Source organism: Mycobacterium sp. NGS50 (genome assembly GCF_059812545.1).
Genome location: NZ_JCALCW010000026.1, coordinates 17509 through 43189, shown reverse-complemented (window position 1 = coordinate 43189; position 25681 = coordinate 17509). Strand labels below are relative to the sequence as shown.

Annotated in this window: 26 protein-coding genes; 7 read left to right on the top strand and 19 right to left on the bottom strand. The window is 68.1% G+C overall.

The annotated features are described in order from the left end of the window. The first annotated feature begins 5 nt into the window (after positions 1–5). Together mhuD and AC5Y36_RS17945 are read left to right on the top strand one after the other, a co-directional pair. The gene (gene mhuD, locus AC5Y36_RS17950) at positions 6–320 is read left to right on the top strand and encodes a mycobilin-forming heme oxygenase MhuD (protein ID WP_500042287.1); all 315 of its coding nucleotides are present in this window, start codon (positions 6–8) and stop codon (positions 318–320) included. Next, the gene (locus AC5Y36_RS17945) at positions 283–1665 is read left to right on the top strand and encodes a serine hydrolase (protein ID WP_500042286.1); all 1383 of its coding nucleotides are present in this window, start codon (positions 283–285) and stop codon (positions 1663–1665) included. The genes mhuD and AC5Y36_RS17945 overlap by 38 nt, the downstream gene beginning before the upstream one ends. Positions 1666–1733: 68 nt before the next feature. Here AC5Y36_RS17945 and clpC1 read toward each other — a convergent pair whose 3' ends face one another. The 3 genes from clpC1 to lysS all read right to left on the bottom strand — a co-directional run bounded on the left by clpC1 (position 1734) and on the right by lysS (position 6474). Then, positions 1734–4280, bottom strand: a complete 2547-nt coding sequence (clpC1, locus tag AC5Y36_RS17940) for an ATP-dependent protease ATP-binding subunit ClpC (RefSeq protein WP_500042285.1) — start codon at positions 4278–4280, stop codon at positions 1734–1736. Positions 4281–4520: 240 nt separating this feature from the next. Then, positions 4521–4856: a histone-like nucleoid-structuring protein Lsr2 gene (gene lsr2 / locus AC5Y36_RS17935; RefSeq protein ID WP_500042284.1), complete on the bottom strand. Its 336-nt coding sequence runs from the start codon at positions 4854–4856 to the stop codon at positions 4521–4523. Positions 4857–4974: 118 nt separating this feature from the next. Next, entirely contained in the window at positions 4975–6474 is a 1500-nt protein-coding gene (lysS, locus tag AC5Y36_RS17930; protein ID WP_500042283.1) for a lysine--tRNA ligase, read from the bottom strand. 67 nt (positions 6475–6541) lie between these two features. On the opposite strand from lysS, the gene AC5Y36_RS17925 reads away from it, so the two are divergent. Continuing rightward, on the top strand, positions 6542–6871 hold the full coding sequence (locus AC5Y36_RS17925) for a YnfA family protein (RefSeq protein ID WP_500042282.1): 330 nt from the start codon (positions 6542–6544) through the stop codon (positions 6869–6871). Between the two features lie 87 nt (positions 6872–6958). Here the strand turns inward: AC5Y36_RS17925 and AC5Y36_RS17920 are convergent, their stop codons facing one another. From AC5Y36_RS17920 to ftsH, 11 genes are all read right to left on the bottom strand, one after another. Then, positions 6959–7771 carry a type III pantothenate kinase gene (locus tag AC5Y36_RS17920; protein ID WP_500042281.1) on the bottom strand — a complete coding sequence of 271 codons (813 nt, stop codon included), beginning with the start codon at positions 7769–7771 and terminating at the stop codon, positions 6959–6961. Positions 7772–7773: 2 nt separating this feature from the next. Beyond that, positions 7774–8193, bottom strand: a complete 420-nt coding sequence (panD, locus tag AC5Y36_RS17915; protein ID WP_500042280.1) for an aspartate 1-decarboxylase — start codon at positions 8191–8193, stop codon at positions 7774–7776. Then, the gene (gene panC / locus AC5Y36_RS17910) at positions 8193–9062 is read right to left on the bottom strand and encodes a pantoate--beta-alanine ligase (protein ID WP_500042279.1); all 870 of its coding nucleotides are present in this window, start codon (positions 9060–9062) and stop codon (positions 8193–8195) included. The genes panD and panC overlap by 1 nt, the downstream gene beginning before the upstream one ends. Beyond that, the gene (locus AC5Y36_RS17905; RefSeq protein ID WP_500042278.1) at positions 9059–9970 is read right to left on the bottom strand and encodes a Rossmann-like and DUF2520 domain-containing protein; all 912 of its coding nucleotides are present in this window, start codon (positions 9968–9970) and stop codon (positions 9059–9061) included. The genes panC and AC5Y36_RS17905 overlap by 4 nt, the downstream gene beginning before the upstream one ends. A gap of 181 nt (positions 9971–10151) precedes the next feature. Further along, a complete protein-coding gene (locus AC5Y36_RS17900) occupies positions 10152–11528 on the bottom strand; it encodes a DUF6779 domain-containing protein (RefSeq protein ID WP_500042277.1) in 1377 nt (458 codons plus the stop codon). 174 nt (positions 11529–11702) lie between these two features. Then, positions 11703–12179: a DUF3180 domain-containing protein gene (locus AC5Y36_RS17895; RefSeq protein ID WP_500042276.1), complete on the bottom strand. Its 477-nt coding sequence runs from the start codon at positions 12177–12179 to the stop codon at positions 11703–11705. Next, positions 12179–12700, bottom strand: coding sequence for a 2-amino-4-hydroxy-6-hydroxymethyldihydropteridine diphosphokinase (gene folK, locus AC5Y36_RS17890; RefSeq protein WP_500042275.1), 522 nt, complete (start codon positions 12698–12700; stop codon positions 12179–12181). Before folK ends, AC5Y36_RS17895 begins: the two co-directional genes overlap by 1 nt. A gap of 128 nt (positions 12701–12828) precedes the next feature. Further along, positions 12829–13227: a dihydroneopterin aldolase gene (gene folB / locus AC5Y36_RS17885; RefSeq protein ID WP_500042274.1), complete on the bottom strand. Its 399-nt coding sequence runs from the start codon at positions 13225–13227 to the stop codon at positions 12829–12831. Beyond that, entirely contained in the window at positions 13220–14056 is an 837-nt protein-coding gene (gene folP, locus AC5Y36_RS17880) for a dihydropteroate synthase (RefSeq protein ID WP_500042273.1), read from the bottom strand. Before folP ends, folB begins: the two co-directional genes overlap by 8 nt. Then, entirely contained in the window at positions 14053–14661 is a 609-nt protein-coding gene (gene folE, locus AC5Y36_RS17875) for a GTP cyclohydrolase I FolE (RefSeq protein ID WP_500042272.1), read from the bottom strand. The genes folP and folE overlap by 4 nt, the downstream gene beginning before the upstream one ends. Before the next feature lie 17 nt (positions 14662–14678). Then, entirely contained in the window at positions 14679–16976 is a 2298-nt protein-coding gene (gene ftsH / locus AC5Y36_RS17870) for an ATP-dependent zinc metalloprotease FtsH (RefSeq protein ID WP_500042271.1), read from the bottom strand. A gap of 132 nt (positions 16977–17108) precedes the next feature. Between ftsH and AC5Y36_RS17865 the strand changes: the two genes are divergently transcribed. Beyond that, positions 17109–18098 carry an alpha/beta fold hydrolase gene (locus AC5Y36_RS17865; protein ID WP_500042319.1) on the top strand — a complete coding sequence of 330 codons (990 nt, stop codon included), beginning with the start codon at positions 17109–17111 and terminating at the stop codon, positions 18096–18098. Continuing rightward, positions 18095–19282 carry an LLM class flavin-dependent oxidoreductase gene (locus tag AC5Y36_RS17860; protein WP_500042270.1) on the top strand — a complete coding sequence of 396 codons (1188 nt, stop codon included), beginning with the start codon at positions 18095–18097 and terminating at the stop codon, positions 19280–19282. Before AC5Y36_RS17865 ends, AC5Y36_RS17860 begins: the two co-directional genes overlap by 4 nt. A 19-nt stretch (positions 19283–19301) precedes the next feature. Here AC5Y36_RS17860 and AC5Y36_RS17855 read toward each other — a convergent pair whose 3' ends face one another. Continuing rightward, entirely contained in the window at positions 19302–20189 is an 888-nt protein-coding gene (locus AC5Y36_RS17855) for an SCO6745 family protein (RefSeq protein ID WP_500042269.1), read from the bottom strand. Positions 20190–20252: 63 nt separating this feature from the next. Between AC5Y36_RS17855 and AC5Y36_RS17850 the strand changes: the two genes are divergently transcribed. Continuing rightward, positions 20253–20987: an SIMPL domain-containing protein gene (locus AC5Y36_RS17850; RefSeq protein ID WP_500042268.1), complete on the top strand. Its 735-nt coding sequence runs from the start codon at positions 20253–20255 to the stop codon at positions 20985–20987. Positions 20988–21021: 34 nt separating this feature from the next. Here AC5Y36_RS17850 and hpt read toward each other — a convergent pair whose 3' ends face one another. From hpt to dacB, 4 genes are read right to left on the bottom strand one after another with little or no spacing between them, the layout of a single operon-like run. Next, positions 21022–21633: a hypoxanthine phosphoribosyltransferase gene (gene hpt, locus AC5Y36_RS17845; RefSeq protein WP_500042267.1), complete on the bottom strand. Its 612-nt coding sequence runs from the start codon at positions 21631–21633 to the stop codon at positions 21022–21024. Between the two features lie 21 nt (positions 21634–21654). Then, on the bottom strand, positions 21655–22626 hold the full coding sequence (tilS, locus tag AC5Y36_RS17840; RefSeq protein ID WP_500042266.1) for a tRNA lysidine(34) synthetase TilS: 972 nt from the start codon (positions 22624–22626) through the stop codon (positions 21655–21657). Continuing rightward, positions 22605–23645, bottom strand: coding sequence for a zinc-dependent metalloprotease (locus AC5Y36_RS17835; RefSeq protein WP_500042265.1), 1041 nt, complete (start codon positions 23643–23645; stop codon positions 22605–22607). The genes tilS and AC5Y36_RS17835 overlap by 22 nt, the downstream gene beginning before the upstream one ends. 12 nt (positions 23646–23657) lie before the next feature. Continuing rightward, positions 23658–25034, bottom strand: coding sequence for a D-alanyl-D-alanine carboxypeptidase/D-alanyl-D-alanine endopeptidase (gene dacB, locus AC5Y36_RS17830; protein ID WP_500042264.1), 1377 nt, complete (start codon positions 25032–25034; stop codon positions 23658–23660). Positions 25035–25186: 152 nt separating this feature from the next. On the opposite strand from dacB, the gene AC5Y36_RS17825 reads away from it, so the two are divergent. Continuing rightward, positions 25187–25675, top strand: coding sequence for an inorganic diphosphatase (locus AC5Y36_RS17825; RefSeq protein ID WP_500042263.1), 489 nt, complete (start codon positions 25187–25189; stop codon positions 25673–25675). Positions 25676–25681 lie beyond the last annotated feature (6 nt).

The window sequence follows — 25681 nt, the reverse complement described above, 5'->3', positions numbered from 1 at the left end:
GAGCCATGCCAGTGGTGAAGATCAACGCAATCGAGGTACCCGCGGATGCGGGCCCTGAACTGGAGAAACGGTTCGCCAACCGGGCCCACACGGTGGAGAATTCGCCGGGTTTCCTGGGTTTTCAGCTGTTGCGCCCGGTCAAGGGTGAAGACCGGTACTTCGTGGTGACGCAGTGGGAATCCGACGAGGCATTCGAGGCGTGGCGGACCGGTCGGGCGGCTCACGCTCACGCCGGTCAGCAGAATCCGGTCGCGACCGGTGCATCCCTGCTGGAATTCGAGGTTGTGTTGGACGTTGCCGCAGCCGGCGACCAGGCGTAGCCGGGGCCAGGCGCGGCGACGTGCGACGGCGCTGGCAAGCGTCGCCGCGTTGACCGTGACGCTGGTCGCAGGCTGCACCCCCTCCCCCGCCGCGCCCGCCCACGCCGGCGACTCGGCGGTGTCGATCGATACCGCAACCCCGGCGGGTCTGCGGGCGAAGCAGACGTGGGACATGCTCAACTCGGACTGGCCGATCGGCCCGGTCGGCGTGCGCACCCTGGCCGCCCCGGACAAGGTCGATCCGGTCGTCACCACGATGGAAGGGCTGTGGTGGGATCGGCCGTTCACGTTCGACGGCGTCGACATCCGCGGCCAGACGGCCATCCTGCACCTGGTCGCGTCCTACGGGGCCCGCCACGACGTCGAATTGCACGCCGACCGGGCGGGGCTGGTGGACCGGTTCGACGTCACCACCCGCAAGACGCCGATCAATTCCTGGCACGAACTGGACGCCACCCTGGACCGGACCGGCGCGCGGTACTCCTATCAGGCCGCCAAGGTCAACGCCGGCAACTGCGAGCCGGTGGCAGGGGTCAACACCGCCGAATCTCTGCCGTTGGCCTCGATTTTCAAGCTGTATGTGCTCTACGCGGTGGCCACCGCGGTCAAAGCGGGGACACTGTCCTGGGACGACCAGTTGACGATCACCGAGCGCGCCAAGGCGGTCGGCTCGTCCGGATTGGAACAACTGCCACCCGGCGCCAAGGTTTCGGTCCGTATCGCCGCCGAGAAGATGATCGCCACCAGTGACAACATGGCCACCGATCTGTTGATCGGCAAGGTCGGCAACAAGGCCGTCGAGCAGGCCTTGGTCGCCGCCGGCAACCACGACCCGGCCAGAATGACCCCGTTTCCCACCATGCACGAACTGTTTTCAGTCGGATGGGGCAAACCCGACCTGCGGGAGCAGTGGCAGCACGGCTCCCCGCAGGCGCGCGCCGAGTTGCTGCGACAAACCGATTCCCGGCCCTACGAACCCGATCCGTTACGCGCCCACGTCCCCGCCTCGGAGTACGGCGCGGAGTGGTACGGCAGCGCGGCGGACATCTGCCGGGTTCACGCCGCGCTGCAAACCGGGGCAGTCGGTGCTGCGGCACCGGTCAAGGACATCGTGTCCGCCGTCGCCGGCATCGAACTCAACCGCAGCCAGTGGCCATACATCGGCGCCAAAGCCGGTGGGCTGCCGGGGGATCTGACGTTCAGCTGGTACGCGATCGACAAGGCCGGCCAGCCGTGGGTGCTCAGTTTCCAGCTGAACTGGACCCGCGACCACGGCCCACGGGCCGTGGGTTGGATGATCCAGATCGCCCAGCAGGTATTCGGGCTGCTACCCCGAGAGCACTGACGCGGGCGAGCAGACGTAAAAGTGCCCTAAACCAGCGGGTTTAGGGCACTTTTACGTCTGCTCGGCAGTTACTCGGCGGCGTGGGCTCCGCCCGCGCTGTGGGCACCGGCCTTCGCCAGATCCGAGTCGACGGGTTCGGGCTTGCGGATTCCGGTGAACGTGAACACCGCTTCCTCGCCGGCGGATTCGCCGTCCCAGTTGTCGACACCGACCGTGACGATCTGACCGGGGCCGACCTCCTCGAAGAGAATCTTCTCGGACAGTTGGTCCTCGATCTCGCGCTGGATGGTGCGGCGCAGTGGCCGCGCACCCAGCACCGGGTCGAACCCACGCTTGGCCAGTAAGGCCTTGGCCTGGTCGGTGAGCTCCAGCTCCATGTCCTTGCTCTTGAGCTGCCTGGCCACCCGGGCGATCATCAGGTCCACCATCTGGATGATCTCTTCGCGAGTCAGCTGGTGGAACACGATGATGTCGTCGATCCGGTTCAGGAACTCCGGGCGGAAGTGCTTCTTGAGCTCGTCGTTGACCTTCTGCTTCATCCGCTCGTAGTTGTTCTCGCCGCCGCCCTGGGTGAAGCCGAGCCCGACCGCCTTGGAGATGTCGGAGGTGCCCAGGTTGGAGGTGAAGATCAACACGGTGTTCTTGAAGTCCACCGTGCGGCCCTGACCGTCGGTGAGCCGGCCGTCCTCGAGAACCTGCAACAGGCTGTTGTAGATCTCCTGGTGCGCCTTCTCGATCTCGTCGAACAGCACCACCGAGAACGGCTTGCGCCGCACCTTCTCGGTCAGCTGGCCGCCCTCCTCGTAGCCGACGTAGCCCGGAGGGGCACCGAACAGCCGCGACGCGGTGAACCGGTCGTGGAACTCGCCCATGTCGATCTGGATGAGCGCGTCGTCGTCGCCGAACAGGAACTCGGCCAGCGCCTTGGACAGCTCGGTCTTACCGACACCGGACGGGCCGGCGAAGATGAACGAGCCGGACGGCCGCTTGGGGTCCTTCAGCCCGGCGCGGGTACGCCGGATCGCCTTGGAAACGGCCTTGACGGCATCGGTCTGGCCGATGATCCGCTTGTGCAGCTCGTCTTCCATCCGCAGCAGGCGGGTGGTCTCGGCCTCGGTCAGCTTGAACACCGGGATGCCGGTCCAGTTCCCAAGCACCTCGGCGATCTGCTCGTCGTCGACTTCGGCGACCACGTCGAGATCACCGGAACGCCACTGCTTTTCGCGCTCGGCGCGTTGGGCGACCAGTTGCTTCTCCCGGTCGCGGAGGCTCGCGGCCTTCTCGAAGTCCTGCGCGTCGATCGCGGACTCCTTCTCCCGGCGCGCGTCGGCGATCTTCTCGTCGAACTCGCGCAGGTCCGGCGGCGCGGTCATCCGGCGGATCCGCATCCGGGCGCCGGCCTCGTCGATCAGGTCGATGGCCTTGTCCGGCAGGAAGCGGTCGTTGATGTAACGGTCGGCCAGGGTGGCCGCCGCAACCAGCGCCGAGTCGGAGATCGACACCCGGTGGTGCGCCTCGTAGCGGTCCCGCAGACCCTTGAGGATCTCGATGGTGTGCTCGACGGTGGGCTCACCGACCTGCACCGGCTGGAACCGGCGCTCCAGGGCGGCGTCCTTCTCGATGTACTTGCGGTACTCGTCGAGGGTGGTGGCACCGATCGTCTGCAGCTCACCGCGGGCCAGCTTGGGTTTGAGGATGGACGCGGCGTCGATCGCGCCCTCGGCCGCCCCGGCACCGACCAGCGTGTGCAACTCGTCGATGAACAGGATGATGTCGCCGCGGGTGTTGATCTCCTTGAGGACCTTCTTCAACCGTTCCTCGAAGTCACCGCGATAGCGGCTGCCGGCCACCAGCGAACCCAGGTCCAAGGTGTAGAGCTGCTTGTCCTTGAGCGTCTCGGGAACCTCGCCGGCCACGATGGCCTGCGCCAGCCCCTCGACGACGGCGGTCTTGCCGACGCCGGGCTCACCGATCAGCACCGGGTTGTTCTTGGTGCGCCGGGAAAGCACCTGCATGACCCGCTCGATTTCCTTCTCCCGGCCGATGACCGGGTCGAGCTTGCCCTCCATGGCCGCCGCGGTCAGGTTGCGACCGAACTGGTCGAGCACCAACGAGGTGGACGGGTTGCCCGACTCGCCGCCGCGGCCCCCGGTACCCGCCTCGGCGGTCTCCTTGCCCTGGTAGCCGCTCAGCAGCTGGATCACCTGCTGGCGCACCCGGGTCAGTTCAGCGCCCAGCTTCACCAGGACCTGCGCGGCGACGCCTTCACCCTCACGGATCAGGCCGAGCAGAATGTGCTCGGTCCCGATGTAGTTGTGACCGAGCTGCAGCGCCTCGCGCAGGCTCAGCTCGAGCACCTTCTTGGCGCGCGGGGTGAACGGGATGTGCCCCGACGGCGCCTGCTGGCCCTGGCCGATGATCTCCTCGACCTGGCTGCGGACACCCTCCAGGGAGATTCCCAGCGACTCCAGCGACTTGGCGGCGACGCCTTCGCCCTCGTGGATCAGGCCCAACAGAATGTGCTCGGTCCCGATGTAGTTGTGGTTGAGCATCCTGGCCTCTTCTTGGGCCAGGACAACGACCCGACGCGCCCGGTCGGTAAATCTCTCGAACATCGGCGGTTACCTGCTCTCCCTCACATCGGCACTTGGTCGGCCTCGGCTCGGCCCTGTGTACCTGCCATCCACTCTAATGGGCGGCATGGCGCGCTGTGACCTGCCTTGCAGTGCGCACCGCGTTGACAACCCGGGTGCGGACCCACGAAAGGCGTGGCCCTGGACGCAAGAGAGCAACGTCGCAACCCCCGAATACGTTTCCGGGAGGCGATCCGGTTCGCTCGAGGCGAAAACCCGGGGTTAGGTCGCCGCGTGGAAGGCGTCGATGATCTCGGCCGGAATCCGCCCGCGGGTCGACACATTGTGCCCGTTACGGCGGGCCCAGTCCCGGATCGCGGCGCTTTGCTCGCGGTCGATGGTGCCGCGGCGGCCGGTGGCCGCACGGCCCCGACGACGTCCGCTGGTCCGGCGCCCGGCCTCCACCCACTTCTTCAGGTCGTTACGAAGTTTCGTGGCGTTCTTGCTCGAAAGGTCGATCTCATAGGTAACCCCGTCGAGCCCGAATTCGACCGTCTCATCGGCGGCGCCTTGACCGTCGAAATCATCGATCAAGGTGACGGTCACTTTCCTCGCCATTGGCTCACCCTAACGTTTCGTCCTGTGAACTGACTGTGCACAAGTTTGTATTGAGTCCCCGACGAACCAATGTGCCATAAAAGTTCGAGGTATTCAACACAACCGCGGGCGACTCGGTTCAGTTGCCGTGCCGGCGAACAATCGGGAACAAAACCGTCTCTCTAATTGATAGCCCCGTCAACGCCATCAGCAACCGGTCGATGCCCATTCCCGTTCCGGTGCACGGCGGCATGGCGTGCTCCATCGCCGCCAGAAAGTCCTCGTCGAGTGCCATCGCCTCGTCGTCGCCGGCGGCCGCCGCTTTGGCCTGCGCAGCGAACCTCTCCCGTTGCACCACGGGATCGATGAGTTCTGAATAGCCGGTGGCCAACTCGAAGCCCCGCACGTAGAGGTCCCACTTCTCGGTGACGCCGGCGATACTCCGATGCTGCCGTGTCAGTGGCGTTGTCTCCACCGGGAAATCCCGGACGAAGGTGGGCGCCGAAAGCGTGTCGCCGACCGTGTGTTCCCACAATTCTTCGACCATTTTGCCGTGCCCGTAGCCGCGATCGGTCGGGATCTCCACACCCAGTCGCTCCGCGATACGCCGCAATTGAGCGGGCGTCGTGTCCGGAGTGATCTCCTCACCCAGCGCCGCCGACAACGACGGATACATTTCGATCGACGCCCATTCTCCGTCGATGTCGTAGACGGTGCCGTCGGGCAACGGCAGTTGCCTGGTACCGATCGCCTCGTCAGCAACTTCTTGAATTAACTCTCGCGTAACAATCGCGGAATCGTCATAGGTGCCGTACGCCTGGTAGGTCTCCAACATGGCGAATTCCGGAGAATGGGTGGAATCGGCCCCTTCGTTGCGGAACACCCGATTCAGTTCGAAGACCCGGTCGAGTCCGCCGACGACACAGCGCTTCAAGAACAGCTCCGGCGCGATTCGCAGGTACAGATCAACGTCCAGGGCATTGGAATGCGTGACGAACGGGCGCGCCGCCGCCCCACCAGCCAATGTCTGCAACATGGGTGTCTCGACCTCGAGGAATCCTCGGCGCTCCAGCGCGCTTCGGACCGCGCGGACCACCGCGATCCGCTGCCGGGCCACGGCACGCGCTTCCGGGCGCACGATCAGGTCGACGTAGCGCTGCCGGACCCGGGATTCTTCGTTCATCTCCTTGTGTGCGACCGGCAGCGGCCGCAGCGACTTGGACGCCATCTGCCAGCGGTCGGCCAGCACCGACAACTCGCCGCGCCGCGAGCTGATCACCTCGCCGTGCACATAGACGATGTCGCCGAGATCGACATCGGTCTTCCACGCCTCCAGCACCTGCTCACCGACGCTGGCCAGGCTGATCATCACCTGCAGCTGGGTGCCGTCGCCGTCCTGCAGGGTGGCGAAGCACAGCTTGCCGGAGTTGCGGGCGAACACCACCCGGCCGGCGACGCCGACCAGGTCACCGGTCGTGGTGTCGGCGGCCAGGTCGGGGTATGCGGCGCGCACCTCGGCCAGCGAGTGGGTGCGGTCAACGGCGACCGGGTAGGGGTCTTGCCCCTCCGCCAGCAGGCGCTCACGCTTGGCCCGGCGGATCCGGTACTGCTCGGGAACGGCGGATTCGTCAGAGCTCACGACGTGCCAGCTTAATTCAACGGGCAGGCCGGCCTACACCGCGGCGGCACGCCGTAGCGTCGGGGCCATGACCGTCCTCCGATCCACTCTGCTGTTCGTCGTCGCCGCGCTGGCCGAGATCGGCGGAGCATGGCTGATCTGGCAGGGCTGGCGCGAACACCGCGGTGTGGGGTGGATCGCGGCGGGGATCATCGCGCTGGGTGCCTATGGGTTCGTCGCCACTTTCCAGCCCGAGGCCCACTTCGGTCGGATCCTGGCCGCCTACGGGGGCGTTTTCGTAGCCGGGTCGCTGGCGTGGGGCGTCGTCGTCGACAAGTTTCAGCCGGACCGGTGGGATTACCTGGGTGCGGCCGTGTGCCTACTCGGTGTCGCGGTGATCATGTACGCACCCCGCTGACACCATCGCCTCACGTTGAGTCTGCGTCCAGGGTGGGAAATCGGCGCCGGATGCCGCCCTCAACGCATAGTCAACGCCAAGACCGCCCTACCGCGCCGTCTTGAGCTTTCCGCGCTGGCTGTCCCGGTTACGTTCGAAGACCAACCGCAGTCCCTGCAGGGTGAGGTTGGCGTCATAGTGCGCGACGGTTTGCAGGTCGGGTAGCAGCAACGGGGCGGTGTGCCCGGTGGCAACCACCGCGACGTCGTCCCCGCCGAAACCTTCCATTTCGCGGATCCGGCGGACCAGACCGTCGACCAGTCCGGCGAAGCCGAACACGGCGCCGGCCTGCATGCATTCGACGGTGTTCTTGCCCACGACCGAGCGGGGTCGGGTGAGCTCCACCCGGCGCAGTGCCGCTGAGCGGGCAGCGGCCGCATCGGAGGACACCTGCAACCCGGGCGCGATCGCGCCGCCCAGGAATTCACCCTTCGCCGAGACCACGTCCACGCAGATCGAGGATCCGAAGTCGACGACGATGGCCGCCGTCGAGAACTTGTGGAACGCCGCCAGACAATTCACGATCCGGTCGGCGCCGACTTCCTTGGGGTTGTCGACCAGTAGCGGGATGCCGGTGCGCACCCCGGGTTCGATCAGCACCTGCGGCACCGATGGCCAGTACTGCTCGAGCATCAGCCGCACTTCATGTTGCACCGACGGAACGGTGGAAAGCGCGGCCGCACCGGTGAGCCGCTCGCTGTCGTCGCCGATCAGGCCGTCGATCGTCAGCGCCAATTCGTCGGCGGTGATCTCGGCCTCGGTACGAATCCGCCACTGCTGCACCACCGTCGCGTGATCGCCCGAGCCGGACAACAGCCCGACGACGGTGTGGGTGTTGCGGACGTCGATTGCCAGCAGCACGGTTATCGCGCGCTCATTCGGGGGGACAGCAGGTCGGCGGCGTCATCCGGCACGAACGCCGGGTCGCTGCCCAGATCGATCGGCTTGTTGGCGGCGTCGACGAAAACGATGCGGGGCTGGTAGCTACGTGCCTCGGCGTCCTCCATCGAGGCGTACGCGATCAGAATGACCAGGTCACCGGGGTGCACCAGATGTGCTGCGGCACCGTTGATCCCGATGATGCCGCTGCCCCGCTCACCGGTGATCGCGTAGGTGACCAGCCGGGCGCCATTGTCGATGTCGACGATGGTGACCTGCTCGCCCTCCAGCAGGTCGGCGGCGTCCATCAGGTCGGCGTCGATGGTCACCGAACCGACGTAGTGCAGGTCGGCTTGAGTCACCGTGGCGCGGTGGATCTTCGACTTCAGCATTGTCCGAAACATCAATTGGCTCCGATCTCAATGGCGATGTTGTCCAGCAGTCTGGTGGTGCCGAGCTTGGCGGCGACGAGCATGCGAGCGGGTCCGTAGGAGGGGGCGGGGCCCAGTGCGAGGTCCCGGATCTGCAGGTAGTCGACGTCGATCCCGGGTACCGAGGCGAGCGCGGCGCGGGCTGCCACCAGCCCGGCCTCCACCCCGTCGGACGCGGCGACCGCACCGGCCAGCAAGGCCGCTGACAGGGTGGCGGCCAGGTCGCGCTGCACCTGGTCCAGGTACCGGTTACGGGAGGACATCGCCAGCCCGTCGGCTTCGCGCACGATCGGCACTCCGACCACTTGTACGTCGATGTTGAGATCGGCGACCATCTGCCGGATCAACACCAATTGCTGGTAGTCCTTTTCGCCGAAGAACGCGCGATCCGGGTGCACGATCTGCAGCAACTTGCACACCACGGTGAGCACGCCGGCGAAATGGGTTGGCCGCGAAGCGCCTTCGAGTTCGGCACCGAGCGGGCCGGGCTCCACGACGGTGCGGGTCCCGTCGGGATAGATGTCGGCGACGGAAGGGGTGAACACGATCTCGACCCCTTCACCGCGCAGCAGTTCCAGATCCTCATCGAGGATGCGGGGATAGGCGTCGAGGTCTTCGGCGGCGCCGAACTGCAGCGGGTTGACGAAGATCGATACCACCACCACCGCGCCAGGAACCCGTTTGGCAGCGCGGACCAGCGCCAGGTGCCCGTCGTGCAGCGCGCCCATGGTGGGCACCAGCATCACCCGGCGGCCGGTGCGCCGCAGCGCGCGGCTGACGTCGGCGACGTCACCCGGCTTCGGGTAGACGTTGAGCTCACCCGCCGTGAATGTCGGGGTCATTGCGCCAGCACCTCGAAGACGGCGCCGGGGGCGTGGGCGCGCTGCGCGGTGCGCAGCGAGTTCGCCCGGTAGGCCTGTTCCAGGCCGGGATCGATCTCGGCCAGCGCGCGCAGATGCCCACTGAGCGCGGCGGCGTCCCCGCGGGCGACCGGGCCGGTGAGAGCGGCCTGCCCACGCAGCAGCGTGTTCTCCAGCGACGCCCTGGCCAGCGGTCCGATCACGCGTTCGGCGATGCCGCCGGGCTCGTCGCGTACGAGTTCTTGTCCGAGCAGTTCTTGGCCGGCCAAGGCGGCCCGCAGCGCCTGCACCGCATCGGCCAGCACCGTCACCAGGTGATTGCTGGCGTGAGCGAGTGCCGCGTGGTACAGCGGCCGGGCGTCCTCGCGGACGCGGAACGGCTCACCGCCGATCTCCAGCACCAGCGCCTGCGCAATCGCGTATCCGATTTCGTCGGCGGCGGTGATACCGAAACAGGCGTCGGCGAGCCGGGCGATGTCCTCGTCGGCCCCGGTGAACGTCATCGCCGGGTGGATTGCCAACGGCACGCAGCCCTGCGCGGCCAGCGGCGCCAGCACATCCACTCCATTGGCGCCGGAAGTATGGGCGACGATCGTGCCGGGCCGGACCGCGGAGGTGGCGGCCAGACCGGACACCAACCCCGCCAGTTCGGCGTCGGGGACGGCCAAAAGCAGCAGTTCAGCGCCACCGGCGACATCGTCTACCGGCATGATCGGGGTGTCGGGCAGTCGCTGCTCGGCACGCCGCCGCGACGCATGCGAGATGGCGCTGCACGCCACCACCACGTGGTCGGCACGTTCCAGCGCAACACCTAATGCGGTACCGACCCGGCCAGCCGAGACGACACCGATTTTGAGCCGAGCTGGGCGCAATCCGTCGACCTGCTCCATCGCAGAGAAGACCCTCGCAAGTTCTCTTGGTTCGTTCCAGTCCCGCGCTGCGGGTACCGGACGGTCTCCCGGAGTCTAGCCCGGCGAAACGGTGGCCCCCAGTACTAGTTCATCGGATGTGCGGCAATTCACTTTGGAGCGGCTACGCCGCAGGTCTACTTTGGAGCGGCTACGCCGCTGGTCAATCCTCGCGTCGGCGCCGCCGGCCCCCGGTACTCTGTCCGGCCTGCAGTCGTGCTAGCAGGTCAGCCACCGATTGCCCACCGGTGGCCGGGCCGTCGGTGTCGAGGGCCGAATCCGGACCGCGGTGCCGCGGCGGCGCTGCCTGCGGGCCAGTGCCCACCCCGTGGTCTTCAGGCTCGGTGGCGTGCCGCGCCCGTGCCCGGCGCCCCTCATCGCGATACTGCGCGGCAGCCTCGGCACCGCCGATCGGACCGGACGGGAATTCCTGGTGATCGACCGATTCGGACGGACCGGCGTGGCGTCCCCGCCGCTCGGTCGCCGGCGGCACCGGTGGCGGCGTGGTGTTCGGGAACGCCCCCGCATCGTTGAACGCGTTGTCGGCGCTCTCCGCGGGAGTGGACACCCAGTTGCTGCCCGGGGTCCCCGGTGGCAGCCACTGTCCCTCGGCGCCGACCGGCTGCCAACCGCCGGGCTGTTCAGGCACGACTGGTCCCGGCGCAACGGGAGGTTGCGGCGCGGGATGCCACGTTTCCGGGCGTACCGGTTCAGGCGCCTGAGGCGGAGGCGGTGGGGGCGGCGGGGGAGGTGCGGGTTCGCGTCGCGGCGGCGGCTGCTGCTGCCAGCTGCGCTCGTCGCGACCCCAGCCCGGATCCGTTTGCTGCCAGTGCGCGCCGCTGTCTGCGCGCGCATAGCGATCACCGCCGCGATACGGCTCGGCAGGCCGGTAGCCGACGTCGGTGCTGCCTTCGGCACCGAACCCGGCCGGTACCTCCGGTACATCGATGATCGGGTTCATATCGGTGCGACCGCCGGACTCCTCGGCGACCGTTTCCACCCGGCTGCTCGATACCCGGTTAGCCCCCGGGCCGTCGGTCTCGCGACCCCAGTCGCTGTAGGCGCGCACCGGACCGCGTTCGGTCTCCAGCGCCGGGCGGTGCTCGAAGTCGGTGTCGAACAGGATCTCCAGGTTCGTGCGCAGCGCGGCCAACTCGGCGCGTAGCGCCGCCACCTCGTCGGCGGCCTGCGATTGCAGTTCGGAGGACAACTCGCGCCGCAGCTGCGACTCCACCGTCAGCTCGTACTCGCGGCGAGCCGAGATCTCCCGGTCCAGCTGCAGGTCGTAGACCAGCTTCAGATCACGCGCCCGCGCTTGATCCGCATCGCTTTGCCGGCGATAGATCACCGACACGAACGCGGCGGCCACGGCAGCCCACAACGCCAGGATGACGGCGAGCTTCAGCAGCTCCACCCGATTGGTGAAAACGAGTGCGGAACTCGCCCCGATGGCGAGCACCAGCAACGCCGTCAGAAGCGGCCAGCCCGGCCTGCGACCGCCGCGCCGAACCCGGGCGCCGCGGGACAGAACCGTTGTCATTTGCGTCGCTCTCCCCCGTAAACGGGTAGGCGTCCGTCTCTCTGGGGGCTTGCCCCCACCTCAGCTCCCCCGATCTGCATCGTCGCCGGCGCGCATGGGCCCGACTGTACCCGTACGAGGTCAGTCAGCGTGTCGCTGCGCACGGCGATTCTCCCTCGGGCTGCAACGGGTGGCCTACTGCCCGCTATCGGCGGCGGGGTCGGACTGATCGGGTGGCGATTTGCAGCAATGCTGGAGCCACAGCGCCGCAGCCACCAAGGCCGCCGCACTCACGGCGGCCACCAACGCTCCGGGGGTGTCCGTGCCGGCAACCCGCAACGTCGATCGCTGCGGCACCAGGTAGACGAGCACCCCGACCCACCAACCCGCGACCAACGCCCCCACCCATGCCGAGGCCTTGGCGACCATCAGGCTGCGCGCCACCGCCAGCGGGTGTAGCCGGCCGGCTCCCTCGCCGATCTCGCCGTCGTCGATTTTGGCGCGGACATGTCGGCCCCAGCCCGCCTCAGCGACCGCGAACGCCAGCAGCGACACGCCGGTCCACACCGTGATCGGGGGAAACCATCGGTAGGACAGCGTGACCAACACGTAGCCCACCACCGCCGTGGCAACTGCCGCCGCGGTGAGATCACGTTTGCGGGTCGGTCCCATCAGCCGGTGTGCAACCGCAGATCGGTCAGCCGCACTCCCGCCCGGTCCGCGGCGTCCAGTTCAGCCAGCAGCGCGGCGACGGTGCGCGGCTGGCCGGCGACGGTCAGTGCCGCCTCCGGGTCGATCGCCAACCACGGCAGCATCACGAATGCGCGCAGGTGGGCAAGCGGGTGCGGCAGGGTGAGGCCCTCATCGCGGGAAAACATCTCGGCGCCATTGCCTTCGTAGCAGGTGACGATGTCGACGTCGAGGGACCGCGGACCCCACCGCTGACCCCGAACCCGGTCGGCCGCGTTCTCCAACTCGTGCGCGCATCGCAACCAGCCCTGCCCATCACGGGCCGGGTCGTCGACGATCAGCACCGCGTTCAGGAACCGGCCCTGATCCACCCCGCCCCATGGGTCGGTTTCATAGACGCCGGAAACGGCCCGCACCGCGGCACCCAGTCCGTCGACCACCCCTTGCAGCCGGGCCAGCCGGTCGCCCAGGTTCGACCCGATCGACAACACCGCTGTACTCACGGGCGCCGCTCCTCCCCATCACATCGTTCTGCATCGTCGCCGGCGCGACTCACGGGCGCCGCTCCTCCCCATCACATCGTTCTGCATCGTCGCCGGCGCGACTCACGGGCGCCGCTCCTCCCCATCGCTCATGCGCTGACTCCGGCCGGCACCACCGTGCCCCGCCCGCGGCGCGACCGCCGCGCCACCACCCCGACGTCGCGGAACGTCAGCGCGATCGGCGCGTTCGGTTTGTGCACAGTGACCTCCACGGCGTGCACCCGTTGGTCGTTCATTACGTCGTCGGCGATCTCGCCGGCAACAGTTTCAATCAGGTTGCGGGCCGGCCCCGCGACGATGGCCGCGGCCCGTTCCGCCAGCACGCCGTAGTCGTAGGTGTCGGACAGTTCGTCGCTGGCAGCCGCGTCGGCGAGGTCGATCCACACGGTGATGTCGACGAAGAATTCCTGTCCGTCGCGGCGCTCGTGCTCGAAAACACCATGATTTCCCCGAACAGCCAAGCCGCGCAACTCGATTCGGTCAGACATTGTTACACCCTCCGGACGTCCACGCTTCCGCGACCTTCAGCGCGTCCACTGAGGATCGAACGTCGTGTACGCGCACACCCCAGGCGCCATGCACCGCAGCCAGCGCTGAGATCACCGCGGACGCCGTTTCGCGTCCGTCCGGCGGCCGTGCGCTGCCGTCTGATTCCGCCAGCAACGCCCCGAGGAATCGCTTACGTGACGCGCCGACCAGCACCGGCACACCGGTGGCGACCAGCTCCGGCAACGCGTGCAGCAGCGCCCAGTTGTGTTGTGCGGTCTTGGCGAACCCGAGTCCGGGATCGATCACCAGTTTCGCCGGGTCAACGCCGGCGGCGACCGCGCTGTCGATGCTGTCGAGCAGTTCGGTTCGCACCTCGGCGACCACATCGCCGTAGGGCGGCACCTGGTGCGGATGCTTGGCGGACACCGGGCGCCAGTGCATCAGCACCCATGTCGCTTCCGACTCGGCGACCAGTGCGGCCATCGCGGGGTCCGCGCGACCACCCGACACGTCGTTGACGATCCGGGCACCGTTTTCCACCGCCGCCCGGGCGACCGCCGCGTTCATGGTGTCGATGCTCACGGTAATCCCTTGGGAGGAAAGCTTTTTGACAACGGGCGCAATGCGCGCTGTCTCCGTCGCCGGATCTACCCGTACCGCGCCGGGCCGGGTCGACTCGCCCCCAACGTCGATGATCGCCGCACCCTGGGCGGCCAGTTCCAGTCCATGCCGCACCGCCCGGTCAACATCCAGGTAGCGCCCGCCATCGGAGAACGAGTCGTCGGTGACGTTGACCACCCCCATAACCTGCACGCGCGTCGGCTTCACTTGCGCAGGATCAAATCCAGGGCTTCGGCGCGAGAAGCGCTGTCGGTCTTGAATTGGCCACGCACCGCGGAGGTGGTGGTTACCGCGCCGGGCTTGCGGACCCCGCGCATCGACATGCACAGATGCTCGGCTTCGATGACGACGATCACGCCGCGCGGGTCGAGCTTGCGCACCAACGCGTCGGCGATCTGGGCGGTCAGCCGTTCCTGAATCTGAGGACGCTTGGCGTAGAGGTCGACCAGGCGCGCAATTTTCGACAGTCCGGTGACCCGCCCGTCGCGCCCCGGGATGTACCCGACGTGCGCGACTCCGTGAAACGACACCAGGTGGTGTTCGCACGTGGAGTACAACGGAATCTGTTTGACCAGAACCAATTCGTCGTGCTGCTCGTCGAACGTGGTGTCCAACACGGTGTCCGGGTCGGTGTAGAGGCCGGCGAACACCTCGCGGTAGGCGCGCGCGACCCGGGCCGGGGTGTCCACCAGACCGTGCCGATCCGGGTCTTCGCCGACCGCGAACAGCAGTTCGCGGATCGCGGCCTCAGCGCGCTCCTGGTCAAATTGCAGACCGCCAGGCGCCAGGGCATGGGAATTCGGCTGAGCCATCACAGTTCTCCGTCTTCTCAACCGTGCGCCGGCGGTTGCTGCCGACTGCCGTCGGGAGCCGGCTCGTCGGGGGACTCGTCAGGCTGGGGCGGCGCCTGCGGCGCGGGCTGATACGGGGGGTACGGCGCCGGCGGGTAATGCTGCCCCGGTTGCGGCCATTGCGGATGCCAGTAGCCCGGCTGCTGGGGCGGCCAGCCCGGCGCATGCCAGCCGGCCGGAGCCCCGTAGTCGGGTTGAGTTCCCTGCGGTGTGGCACCGTGGCCGTAGCGGGGCGCGCTGTAGCCGCCGGCACCGTATGACCCATTCGTACCGTTGGGCTGCCGCGCGGCGGCCTCCCTGCTCGCCTGGGCGATGGCGGCCTTGAACGCCGGCTCGGGTACCGGCAGCGGCCACGGCTCGCCGCGCTCGATGGCCAGTTCGCCGGGAGTTTTGATCGGCGGCTTGTCCGACGGGATACGGCCACCGAAATCGTCGAACATCGTCAGACGCGGCCGCTTGGTCACGTTGGCGAAGATCGCCTCCAGTTCGCTGCGGTGCAGGGTTTCCTTCTCCAGCAGCTCGCCGGCCAACGTGTCGAGCACGTCGCGGTACTCGGTGAGGATCTCCCAGGCTTCGGTGTGGGCGGCTTCGATGAGTTTGCGGACCTCGTCGTCGATACCGCGGGCGACCTCGTGGGAGTAGTCGGGTTGGGTGCCCATCGTGCGGCCCAGGAACGGGTCGCCGTGTTCGGTTCCATACTTGACGGCGCCCAGCTTGGCGCTCATCCCGTATTCGGTCACCATCGCCCGGGCGATCTTGGTGGCCTTCTCGATGTCGGAGACCGCACCGGTGGTCGGTTCCCGGAACACCAGTTCCTCGGCGGCGCGTCCGCCCATGGCGAAGACCAGCCGCGCGATCATCTCGGATCGCGTCATCAGCCCCTTGTCGTCCTCGGGCACCGACACCGCGTGCCCGCCGGTGCGGCCGCGGGCCAGGATGGTGACCTTGTAGATCGGCTCGATGTCGGGCATCGCCCACGCCGCCAGGGTGTGGCCGCCTTCGTGGTAGGCGGTGATCTTCTTTTCCAGTTCGCTGATGATGCGGCCCTTGCGGCGCGGGCCGCCGACCACCCGGTCCACTGCCTCCTCCAGCGCCGGCCCGGTGATCACGGTGCCGTTCTCCCGCGCCGTCAGCAGTGCGGCCTCGTTGATGACGTTGGCCAGGTCGGCGCCGGACATGCCGACGGTGCGCTTGGCCAACCCGTCGAGGTCGGCGTCGGGTGCCATCGGCTTACCCTTGGCGTGCACCCGCAGCACCGCCTTGCGCCCGGCCAGATCCGGGTTGGACACCGGGATCTGCCGGTCGAACCGGCCCGGGCGCAGCAGCGCCGGGTCCAGGATGTCGGGTCGGTTGGTGGCCGCGATCAAGATGACGCCGGCCCGCTCGCCGAAGCCGTCCATCTCGACCAGCAGCTGGTTCAAGGTCTGCTCACGCTCGTCGTGGCCGCCGCCGAGTCCGGCGCCGCGCTGACGGCCCACGGCGTCGATCTCGTCGACGAAGATGATGCAGGGGCTGTTCTGTTTGGCCTGCTCGAACAGGTCCCGGACCCGCGAGGCGCCCACTCCGACGAACATCTCGACGAAGTCCGATCCGGAGATGGTGAAGAACGGGACCCCGGCTTCCCCGGCGACAGCACGCGCCAGCAGGGTTTTCCCCGTTCCGGGCGGTCCGAACAGCAGGACGCCCTTGGGGATCTTGGCGCCCAGCGCCTGATACCGCGCCGGGTTCTGCAGGAAGTCCTTGATCTCGTAGAGCTCCTCGACCGCCTCATCGACGCCCGCAACGTCGGCGAACGTGGTCTTGGGCATGTCCTTACCCAGCTGCTTGGCGCGAGATTTGCCGAATCCGAACCCCATCCGCGCGCCGCCCTGCATCCGGGAGAACATCACGAACAGCCCGACCAGCAGCAGCGGCGGCAACAGATAAACCAGCAGCGAACCCAGAACGCTGCCCTGGTTGACGACGGTGTTGATCTGAGCATGTTTGCTGTTCAGCGCGTCGTAGAGGGGGACGGCGTACCCGGTCGGATATTTGGTGAGGACCTTGTCGGATCCGTGGGTGTCGTCGTTGGCCTTCTTCAGCGTCAACCGCAGCTGTTGCTCACGGTCGTCGATCTGGGCCTGGGCGACGTTGTCGCTGTCGATCTGCGCCATCGCCACCGAGGTGTCGACGGGCTTATAACCACGGGTGTCGTCGCTCAGATAGAAGAACAACCAGCCCAACAGCAACACCACGGCGAGCGCCGTGACGATGCGGATCACATTTTTGCGGTTCATCAAGCATCGGCCTTAACCGGCCAAGTCCTTCCCATATGCGCAGCTGGACGTAGTTCAGGCTACCGCTAACTAACGTCACTCCAACGACCGGCGGTTCCCGGCACCCGCGCGGTGCGGCCCCTTCCCGACCGCATGGTGCTGTGCTTTGGTGAGACGGTGCGCACATCTACCGAACGGTTCGTGGACACCAACGGCGTGCGGCTGCGGGTGACAGAGGCGGGTGATCGCGGAGCGCCGGTCGTCGTCCTCGCGCACGGCTTCCCCGAACTGGCGTTTTCCTGGCGGCATCAGATCCCGGTGCTGGCCGATGCCGGCTACCACGTGCTGGCCCCTGATCAGCGCGGCTACGGCGGCTCGTCGCGGCCGGAGGCCGTCGAAGCCTACGACATCCACGCGCTGACCGGCGACATCGTCGGCCTGCTCGACGATGTCGGTGCGCAGCGCGCCGTCTGGGTGGGGCACGACTGGGGTGCGCCGGTGGTGTGGAACGCCGCACTGCTGCACCGCGATCGGGTTGCCGCGGTCGCCGGGCTGAGCGTGCCGCCGACGCCGAGGCCACGTCGGGCCCCCACCGAGGTATGGCGGGAGGTCTTCGGTGAGAATTTCTTCTACATCCTGTACTTCCAGCAACCCGGCGTCGCCGACGCTGAGCTGGACGGGGATCCGGGCCGCACCATGCGCCGCCTGATCGGCGGCCCAAGCACCACCGATGATGCCGCGGCGCTGCGGATGGTGGCCGCGGGCCCGGACGGCTTCATCGATCGGCTGCCCGAGCCGGACGGGCGACCGGACTGGATCAGCGCCGAGGAGCTCGACCACTACATCGCCACCTTCACCCGGACCGGTTTCACCGGCGGGCTGAACTGGTACCGCAATTATCGCCGCAACTGGGAAACCACCGCGCACCTGGCCGGCGCCACCACCGAAGTTCCCGCGTTGTTCGTGGGCGGCTCTGCCGACCCGGTCCTGACGTTCACCCGCCGCGACCGCGCCACCGAGGTCTGCACCGGCCCCTACCGCGAGGTGTTGATCGAGGGTGCCGGGCATTGGCTGCAGCAGGAGCGGCCCGAGGAGGTCAATGCCGCCCTGCTGGACTTCCTGAGCGGAGTGCAGTGGCCATGAGCACACCGAATGCTCCACTGCGCTTCGGCGCCTTCATCACCCCGTTTCATCCGGTCGGCCAATCCCCCACGCTGGCACTCGAATACGACCTGGATCGGGTGGTGGCGCTGGACCGACTGGGGTTCGACGAGGCGTGGTTCGGCGAACACCACTCCGGTGGCTACGAACTGATCTCGTGTCCTGAGGTGTTCATCGCCGCTGCCGCCGAGCGCACCAAACACATCCGGCTGGGCACCGGCGTGGTGTCGCTGCCCTATCACCACCCGCTGATGGTGGCCGACCGTTGGGTACTGCTGGATCACCTGACCCGCGGCAGGGTGATGTTCGGTGCCGGCCCCGGGGCGTTGCCGACGGACGCCTACATGATGGGCATCGACCCGGTCGAGCAGCGCCGGATGATGCAGGAATCCCTCGAAGCGATTTTGGCGCTGTTCCGGGCCGCGCCCGGGGAACGCATCGATCGGCATTCAGACTGGTTCACGCTGTGCGACGCCGCCCTGCACATCCGGCCCTACACCCACCCGTATCCCGAAATCTCCACCGCCGCGATGATTTCGCCGTCCGGACCCCGGCTGGCCGGCGCGCTGGGTACCTCGCTGCTGTCGCTGTCGATGTCGGTACCCGGCGGATTTGCCGCACTGGAGACCGCCTGGGAGGTGGTCCGTGAGCAGGCCGCCAAAGCCGGCCACGACGAGCCGGACCGCGCCGACTGGCGGGTGCTGGCCATCATGCACATCGCCGACACCCGCGAACAGGCCATCGAGGACTGCATCTACGGGCTGCCGGAGTTCGCCGACTACTTCGGGGCGGCCGGTTTCGTTCCACTGGCCAGTGAGGTCGATGCCGCGACATCCTCGCCACGGGACTTTGTCGAGGCCTACGCGGCCAGCGGCAGTTGCTGCATCGGCACACCGGATGATGCGATCAGCTACATCACCGGTCTGCTGGAGCGCTCCGGGGGGTTCGGGACGCTGCTGCTGCTCGGCCACGACTGGGCGTCTCCGGCGGCCACCTACCACTGCTATGAATTGTTCGCCCGCACGGTGATCCCGCATTTCACCGGGCAGTTGACGGCGGCCGCGGCATCACACGACTGGGCCAAGGGGGTGCGCGACAAGCTGTTCGGGCGCGCCGGTGAGGCGATCATGAAGGCGGTCAGCGAACACGCCCAAGAGCAGAGCTGAGGCGCAGCCCGCTGCGGTGTCAGCCGTTTGACGCCGTGCCGACGTCGTGCGGCCCCACCGGCTGATAGCTGTGCGCCGCCAGCAGCTGCCGTGACCAGGCACCGACCGTCCCGATCAGCTCGTCGAGGTCCTCGCCGAGTGCCGCGATGATCGGTGCGCAGGCGTTGTCGGTGGCCACCTCGATGTCCTCGCGGACCGTGGCGCCGGCCTCGGTGAGGGTGCCCTCGCCCAGCAGCCCGCGCGACCGCAGCCGTTCGTGTGCGGCGTCCAGATCGGCGTCGCTCCAGGCCCGCGTCCGGATGTAGCTGCGCGGCGGCAGCCCCCGGTACAACTCGGTGATCAATCCGATCTCGGCACCGTCGAAACCGGCACTGCTCCATGCATTTACGTGAACGTCGCCGCGGTATTCGCGCAATTGATCGGCCAGCACCCAGGCGTCGGTCAACGCATCACCGGTCAGGCCCCGGGCAACCAGGCCGGCGAACAGCGGCTTGCCGGCCAGCGACAATGGCTCGGTGGCCCGCCGCAACAGTTGCCCGACGCGGTCCAGGCCGTCGGGACGGGCACCCAGAACGCGGCGCAGTTGGGCCGCTGCTCCGTCGGTACGCGCCTGGCAGATCGTGGCGGCGTCGGTCAGTGTCCAGCCGTAACTGACCGCCGGCACCACGACAGCCGGATTGAACACCCCGAAGGCCGATGCGACCACTTCTCCGGGCACCTGCCCCAGCAGTGCGCCACGGCTGCAGAAGTAGGCCGCCCCGTCGGGCCATTCGACGCCCGCCAGGGTGCGGGGGCTGGGACCGAACCCGAGGGTTTGGTAGCCGCGGTGGCATTCCGGGGCGAAATAGACCTGTCCGGCGAACGGCTCGATAGCCCGCGCGAGCACCCGGGAGGGGTTGGTTGTCATGGTCGCCTCCTTGACGCCAGTGTGCCGCACCGTTGCGCCCGCCAAGCGGTTAGGGTGCCAGGCATGTCGATCGCACGCACCACCCTGCCCACCCGTGTGTTTCTGGCCGTGGCCGCAACCGGCCTGACGGTGGCCACCCTGTCGGCGTGCGACTCCGACCACGAGGTCGGGGACAACCCGCGCCAAGTGGCCGTGGTCGGCGTCGGCGAGGTCAAAGGCGCGCCGGACACACTGATCGCCGAGGTCGGAATCGAGTTCGTCGCATCCGATGTCACGACCGCCATGAATCAGAGCAACGAACGCCAGCAGGCGGTCATCAACGCGCTGGTGGATGCCGCGGTGGACCGCAAGGACATCGCCACCACCCAGGTCGGCCTGCAGCCGCAGTACGCCAACTCCGACAACACGTCGTCGCCCATCACCGGCTATCGCGCCAGCAACGCGATTCGAGTCACCATCCGCCAGCTGGACACCGCGTCGCGGGTGCTGGCGATCATCGTGCACGCCGGTGGTGACGCGACCCGGATCAACTCGGTGGGCTACACCATCGAAGACGATTCGGAGCTGGTGAAGTCGGCTCGAAGCCGGGCTTTCGAAGATGCCAAGGGCCGCGCCGCGCAGTACGCGCAGCTGTCCGGGCTGAAGCTGGGCAGGGTGATCTCGATTTCCGAATCATCCGGCGGCGCGGTGCCCCGCTCGCCGTCGCCGATGCCGCGTGCCATGGCCACCGACGTGCCACTGGAGCCCGGTCAGCAGACGGTGAGTTTCTCGGTCTCGGCGGTCTGGGAGCTGGGCTAAGGCGCAGCGGGTCGCCGCCATCAGTCCCCGACGGTCAGCAGTCCTGATAGATGCGCGGGTCCAGGGTGCCGATATAGGGCAGGTCGCGGTAGCGCTCCAAGTAATCCAGCCCATAGCCCACCACGAACTCGTTCGGGATATCGAAACCCACGTAGGCGATATCGACGCCGACGCGCGCGGCATCGGGCTTGCGCAGCAGCGTGCACACCCGCATCGATCGGGGTTGGCGGGTGGCCAGGTTCCGCAGCAGCCAGGACAGCGTCAACCCGGAGTCCACGACGTCCTCGACGATCAAGACGTCGCGGCCGCTGATATCGCGGTCGAGGTCTTTGAGGATGCGCACCACTCCCGACGACGACGTCGAGGACCCGTACGAGCTGACCGCCATGAACTCGAACTGGGTAGGCAGCGGAATCGCCCGCGCAAGATCGGTGACGAACATGACTGCGCCTTTGAGGACGGTGATCAGTAGCAGGTCCTGCGCGCCACTGTCTCGGTCGGCGCGATAGTCGTCGCCGATCTGCGCTCCCAGTTCGGCGATGCGGTCCTGGACCTGCTGCTCGGTCAGCAGCACCGATTTGATGTCACCGGGATAGAGCTCGGCCGTCACGCTGACAGCGTGCCATGCCACGGCGCAGACAACCAACGGGCACCGCAAAACCCGACGTCACGGCCTTCTGACCGGCTCGTAGCGCAGCGTCAGCACACCCGCCTGCCGACCGGCGAACAGCCGCAGACCAGGCCGGTTGGAACCGACCGCGACCCCGCCTTGCCCCCGCCAACCGGTGACCAACGTGTCCACCGCACGGATCTGCTTGTCGGTCAGGCCGACCGCGCTCCCGGCCAGCAACCAGCTGCGGATCACTCCGCGCCGTATCGGCCCCGGCAGCCCGGCCAGCACCTGGGTGTCCAGGCCGTCACCGGTCAACGCGGTCGGCAGGGCCTCGGCGGACAGGGTGTCGATCAGGTCGGTGTCATCACGCAAGGCGGTCGCGGTGCGGGCCAGCGCCTCGGCGACGCCGCCGCCCAGCACGTCCTCCAGCAGCGGCAGCACCTCGGTGCGCAGCCTGCTGCGGGTGAAGCGGGGATCGGCGTTGTGCGGGTCGCGCCACACCTCAAGCCCCAGCTCTGCGCAGGCGGCATGGCTGATGTCGCGCCGCACCCCCAGCAGCGGGCGGCACCACGGCGGATCGTGTGGCCGCATCCCGGCGATCGAGCGGGCACCCGATCCCCGGCCCAGGCCCAGCAGCACGGTCTCGGCCTGATCGTCGAGCGTGTGCCCCAGCAGCACCGGGGTGCCGGCGCGGGCCGCGTCCAGCGCCGCGTAACGGGCACTGCGCGCCGCCGCCTCGGGCCCCCCAGAGGTCCCGACCCGCACGGGCAGCACCCGCACCTCGACGCAGCCCAGCTCCGCGGCCTGTGCGGCGGCCCGCGTCGCCACCGCAGCGGAGTCGGGCTGCAGGCCATGGTCGACGATCAGCGCCGTGGTGGGCCGGCTGGTCGCGGCAACCGCGGTGAGCGCCAACGAGTCCGGCCCCCCGGACAACGCCACGCACCACGGCCCCGCGGTCGGCATCCACGCCTGGGTGAACGCCGTGACCGCGGCGTGCAGTTGCGCTACAGCACGCGATCGATCCACCGGCGCGGTTCTTCGATCTCAGCGGGCAGCGGCAGCGTCTCCGGACCCGACCAGATCGTGTTGAACCGGTCCATCCCCACATCGCCGACCACCCGGTCCACGAATGCCTTGCCACGGGTGTACTGGCTGAGCTTGGCGTCGAGGCCGAGCATCGCACGCAGCAGCCGCTGCAGCGGCGGTTGGCTGCGCTGGCGCCTTTCCTCGAACCGGCTGCGGATGGTCGCCACCGAGGGCACCGCGGCCGGACCGACGGCATCCATCACGTGATCGGCGTGACCCTCCAACAGCGTTCCGAGGACCAGTAATTGGTCCAGGGCCCGGCGTTGGGGCTCGCCCTGCACCGCGCGAAACAGCCCCAGGATGCCGGTGTTCTCCGGGCCGCCGTCACGGCGGCCCCTGACATAGTCGGCGAGCCTGCCCACCATCTGCAGCACGTCGTCGCCGCTTTCGGTGGTCAGCACCCCCAGTGCGGCCGACATGTACTGCGACAGCCAAGGATTGACGCTGAACTGCACCCGGTGCGTGACCTCGTGCAGGCACACCCACAGCCGGAAATCCGAAGGCCGCACGCGCAGTTGTCGTTCAATCGCAATAACGTTGGGGTACACCAGCAGCAGGGTGCCGTGACCGTCCGCGGCAAACGGGTCGTACTGGCCGAGGATGCCCGAGGAGACGAACGCCAGCACCGCGCCGGTCTGCGTCCCGGTGACACGGGAAGTGAAGCCTCCCGGTGGTTCTTCGGTCCCGCCGGTCATGACCCGCATCGACTCGGCCGCCGCGGCGATCCACTGCCCCCGGTCGACGATGCGGGCCTCGGGCACCGCCTCATCGGAGCCCAGCGCGGTCACCTCGCGCACCAGCGGTTCGGCCGCCCTGGCGGCGTCGGCGAGCTCGTCGATCACCTGGCGACGGGTGTAATCGGTGGTCGGCGGTCCCGATCGGGCCAGCCAGCCGCCGACGGTGGCGGCGAATCGCCAGTCGACGGAGCGACCGACGGTGACCTCGCTGGTGTCACTCACGAGCGCCGCTCCTCACGAGCGGCACCCGCAGGAGCGCAACAGGGCGGCCAGGGCGTCGATCGCGGTGCGACCGGTCGGTCCGGCGTCGTTGGAAATGAACGCGAAGGTCAGCACCCGCCCGTCGCGGTCGGTGACCACCCCGGCCAACGCGTTGGTGCGGGTCAACGAACCGGTCTTGGCCCGCAACCAGCCGGCCGCCCCTTGGTCGATGGCCGGGTCGACGAACCGCTCGGACAGGGTTCCGCTGCCACCGGCCACCGGCAGCAGATCCAGCAATGCCCGCAGCGACGGCTGACCGGGCCCGGCCGCGGCCTGCATCACGCCGTCGAGGGTCTTTGCGGTCAGCCGGTCATCGACCGACAGCCCGCTGGAATCCATCAGGGTGGCGCCGCCGGTGTCGACGTGGGCGGTCCGCAACTGGGCGAGCACCGCATCAACCGCGCCGGCAAACGAGCGGGGGCGGCTGGTGGCCGCGGCAACCTCGCGTCCGATGCATTCGGCCATCACGTTGTCGGAAGCATTCATCATCTCGTTGAGCCGCAGCATCAACGGCGCTGACCGCACCGAGGCAAGTTCACGGGCATCGGCCGGGGCGGCGCCGATGCTGACCCGCCCGACGTCGACGCCGAGTGCTCTGGCCAACGCGAGCCCGGCGTCCAACGCCGGGGTCGTCGACCGTCGGGATTCCACTGTGGTGGGCTGGATCCGGCCGGCATCGACCATCACCGATTCGACCGGGGCGATGTCGCCGCCATCGATATCCAGCGCGTCCCAACCCGGCGCCATCTTCGGACCGGTGAACAACGAGGTGTCGACGCGTACCGCGGTGACATTGACACCTCGGTGGCGTACCTGATCGGCCAAGTCGCTGACGCGGGCTGCTCCGCGATACCAGGTGTCCTCGTCGGGTCCGGCCGCAGACAGAGTGGGATCGCCACCGCCGACCAGCACCACGGTTCCCGCGTCTTCGGCCGCCACCACCCGGGTGGTGACCCGCGCGTCGAGGTCCAGTGTCAGCAGCGCCGCCGCCGAGGTCAGCACCTTGTTGGTCGATGCCGGCTGCAGCGGCAGGTCGGGCGTCTGCGCCCACAGCTGCTGCGCGCTGGCAGCGTCGGTGATCCGTCCGACCAGCCTGCCCAGGTTCGGGTCGGCTACCGCGGCGGCGATGGCGGCCGTCACTCCTGCCGCGGTCGGTGTCGGAGCCGTGTCGGCTACCGGCACCAGCCCCGGATCAGGCGTTACCGGGGCCGGGACCGGAGCGATCTGGGCGTCGCTGTGGTGCCGGGCAGCGGTCATCAGGGCCGCCACCACGACCGTCGCCGCGACCAGCGCCAGCACGATTGCCCCGATCACCAGGTGCGTGGATCGGGCCCACCGAGTCGGACGCATGGCACTCCTGACTTCCGCGGCCCCGTTCCTCCCGGCCGGCACGTGTTCTCCTGCAGCGTATCGCTCCACTAAGGTGGGCCAACGGCGCGCAGCCGACAGCCTTAAACTCACCCAGATACCTACCGACCCACCCAGCTCAAGGAGCCGACACGGTGCAATTCGACGTGACCATCGAAATCCCGAAGGGCCAGCGCAACAAGTACGAGGTCGACCACGAGAGCGGCCGGGTCCGGCTGGACCGTTACCTGTACACGCCGATGGGCTACCCCGCCGACTACGGCTTCATCGAGGACACGCTGGGTGAGGACGGCGACCCGCTGGACGCGATGGTGCTGCTGCCACAGTCGGTTTTTCCCGGCGTGATCGTCGAGGCCCGTCCGGTGGGGATGTTCCGGATGACCGACGAGGCGGGTGGCGACGACAAGGTGCTGTGCGTACCGGCTGGTGACTACCGGTGGGATCACATCGCCGACATCGGCGACGTCCCGTCCTACGAGCTGGACGCGATCAAACACTTCTTCGTGCACTACAAGGACCTGGAGCCGGGCAAGTTCGTCAAGGCCGCCGATTGGGTGGGTCGCGCCGAGGCTGAGGCTGAGGTGCAGCGCTCCGTCGAGCGTTTCAAGACCTCCGGTCACTGAGTCCGG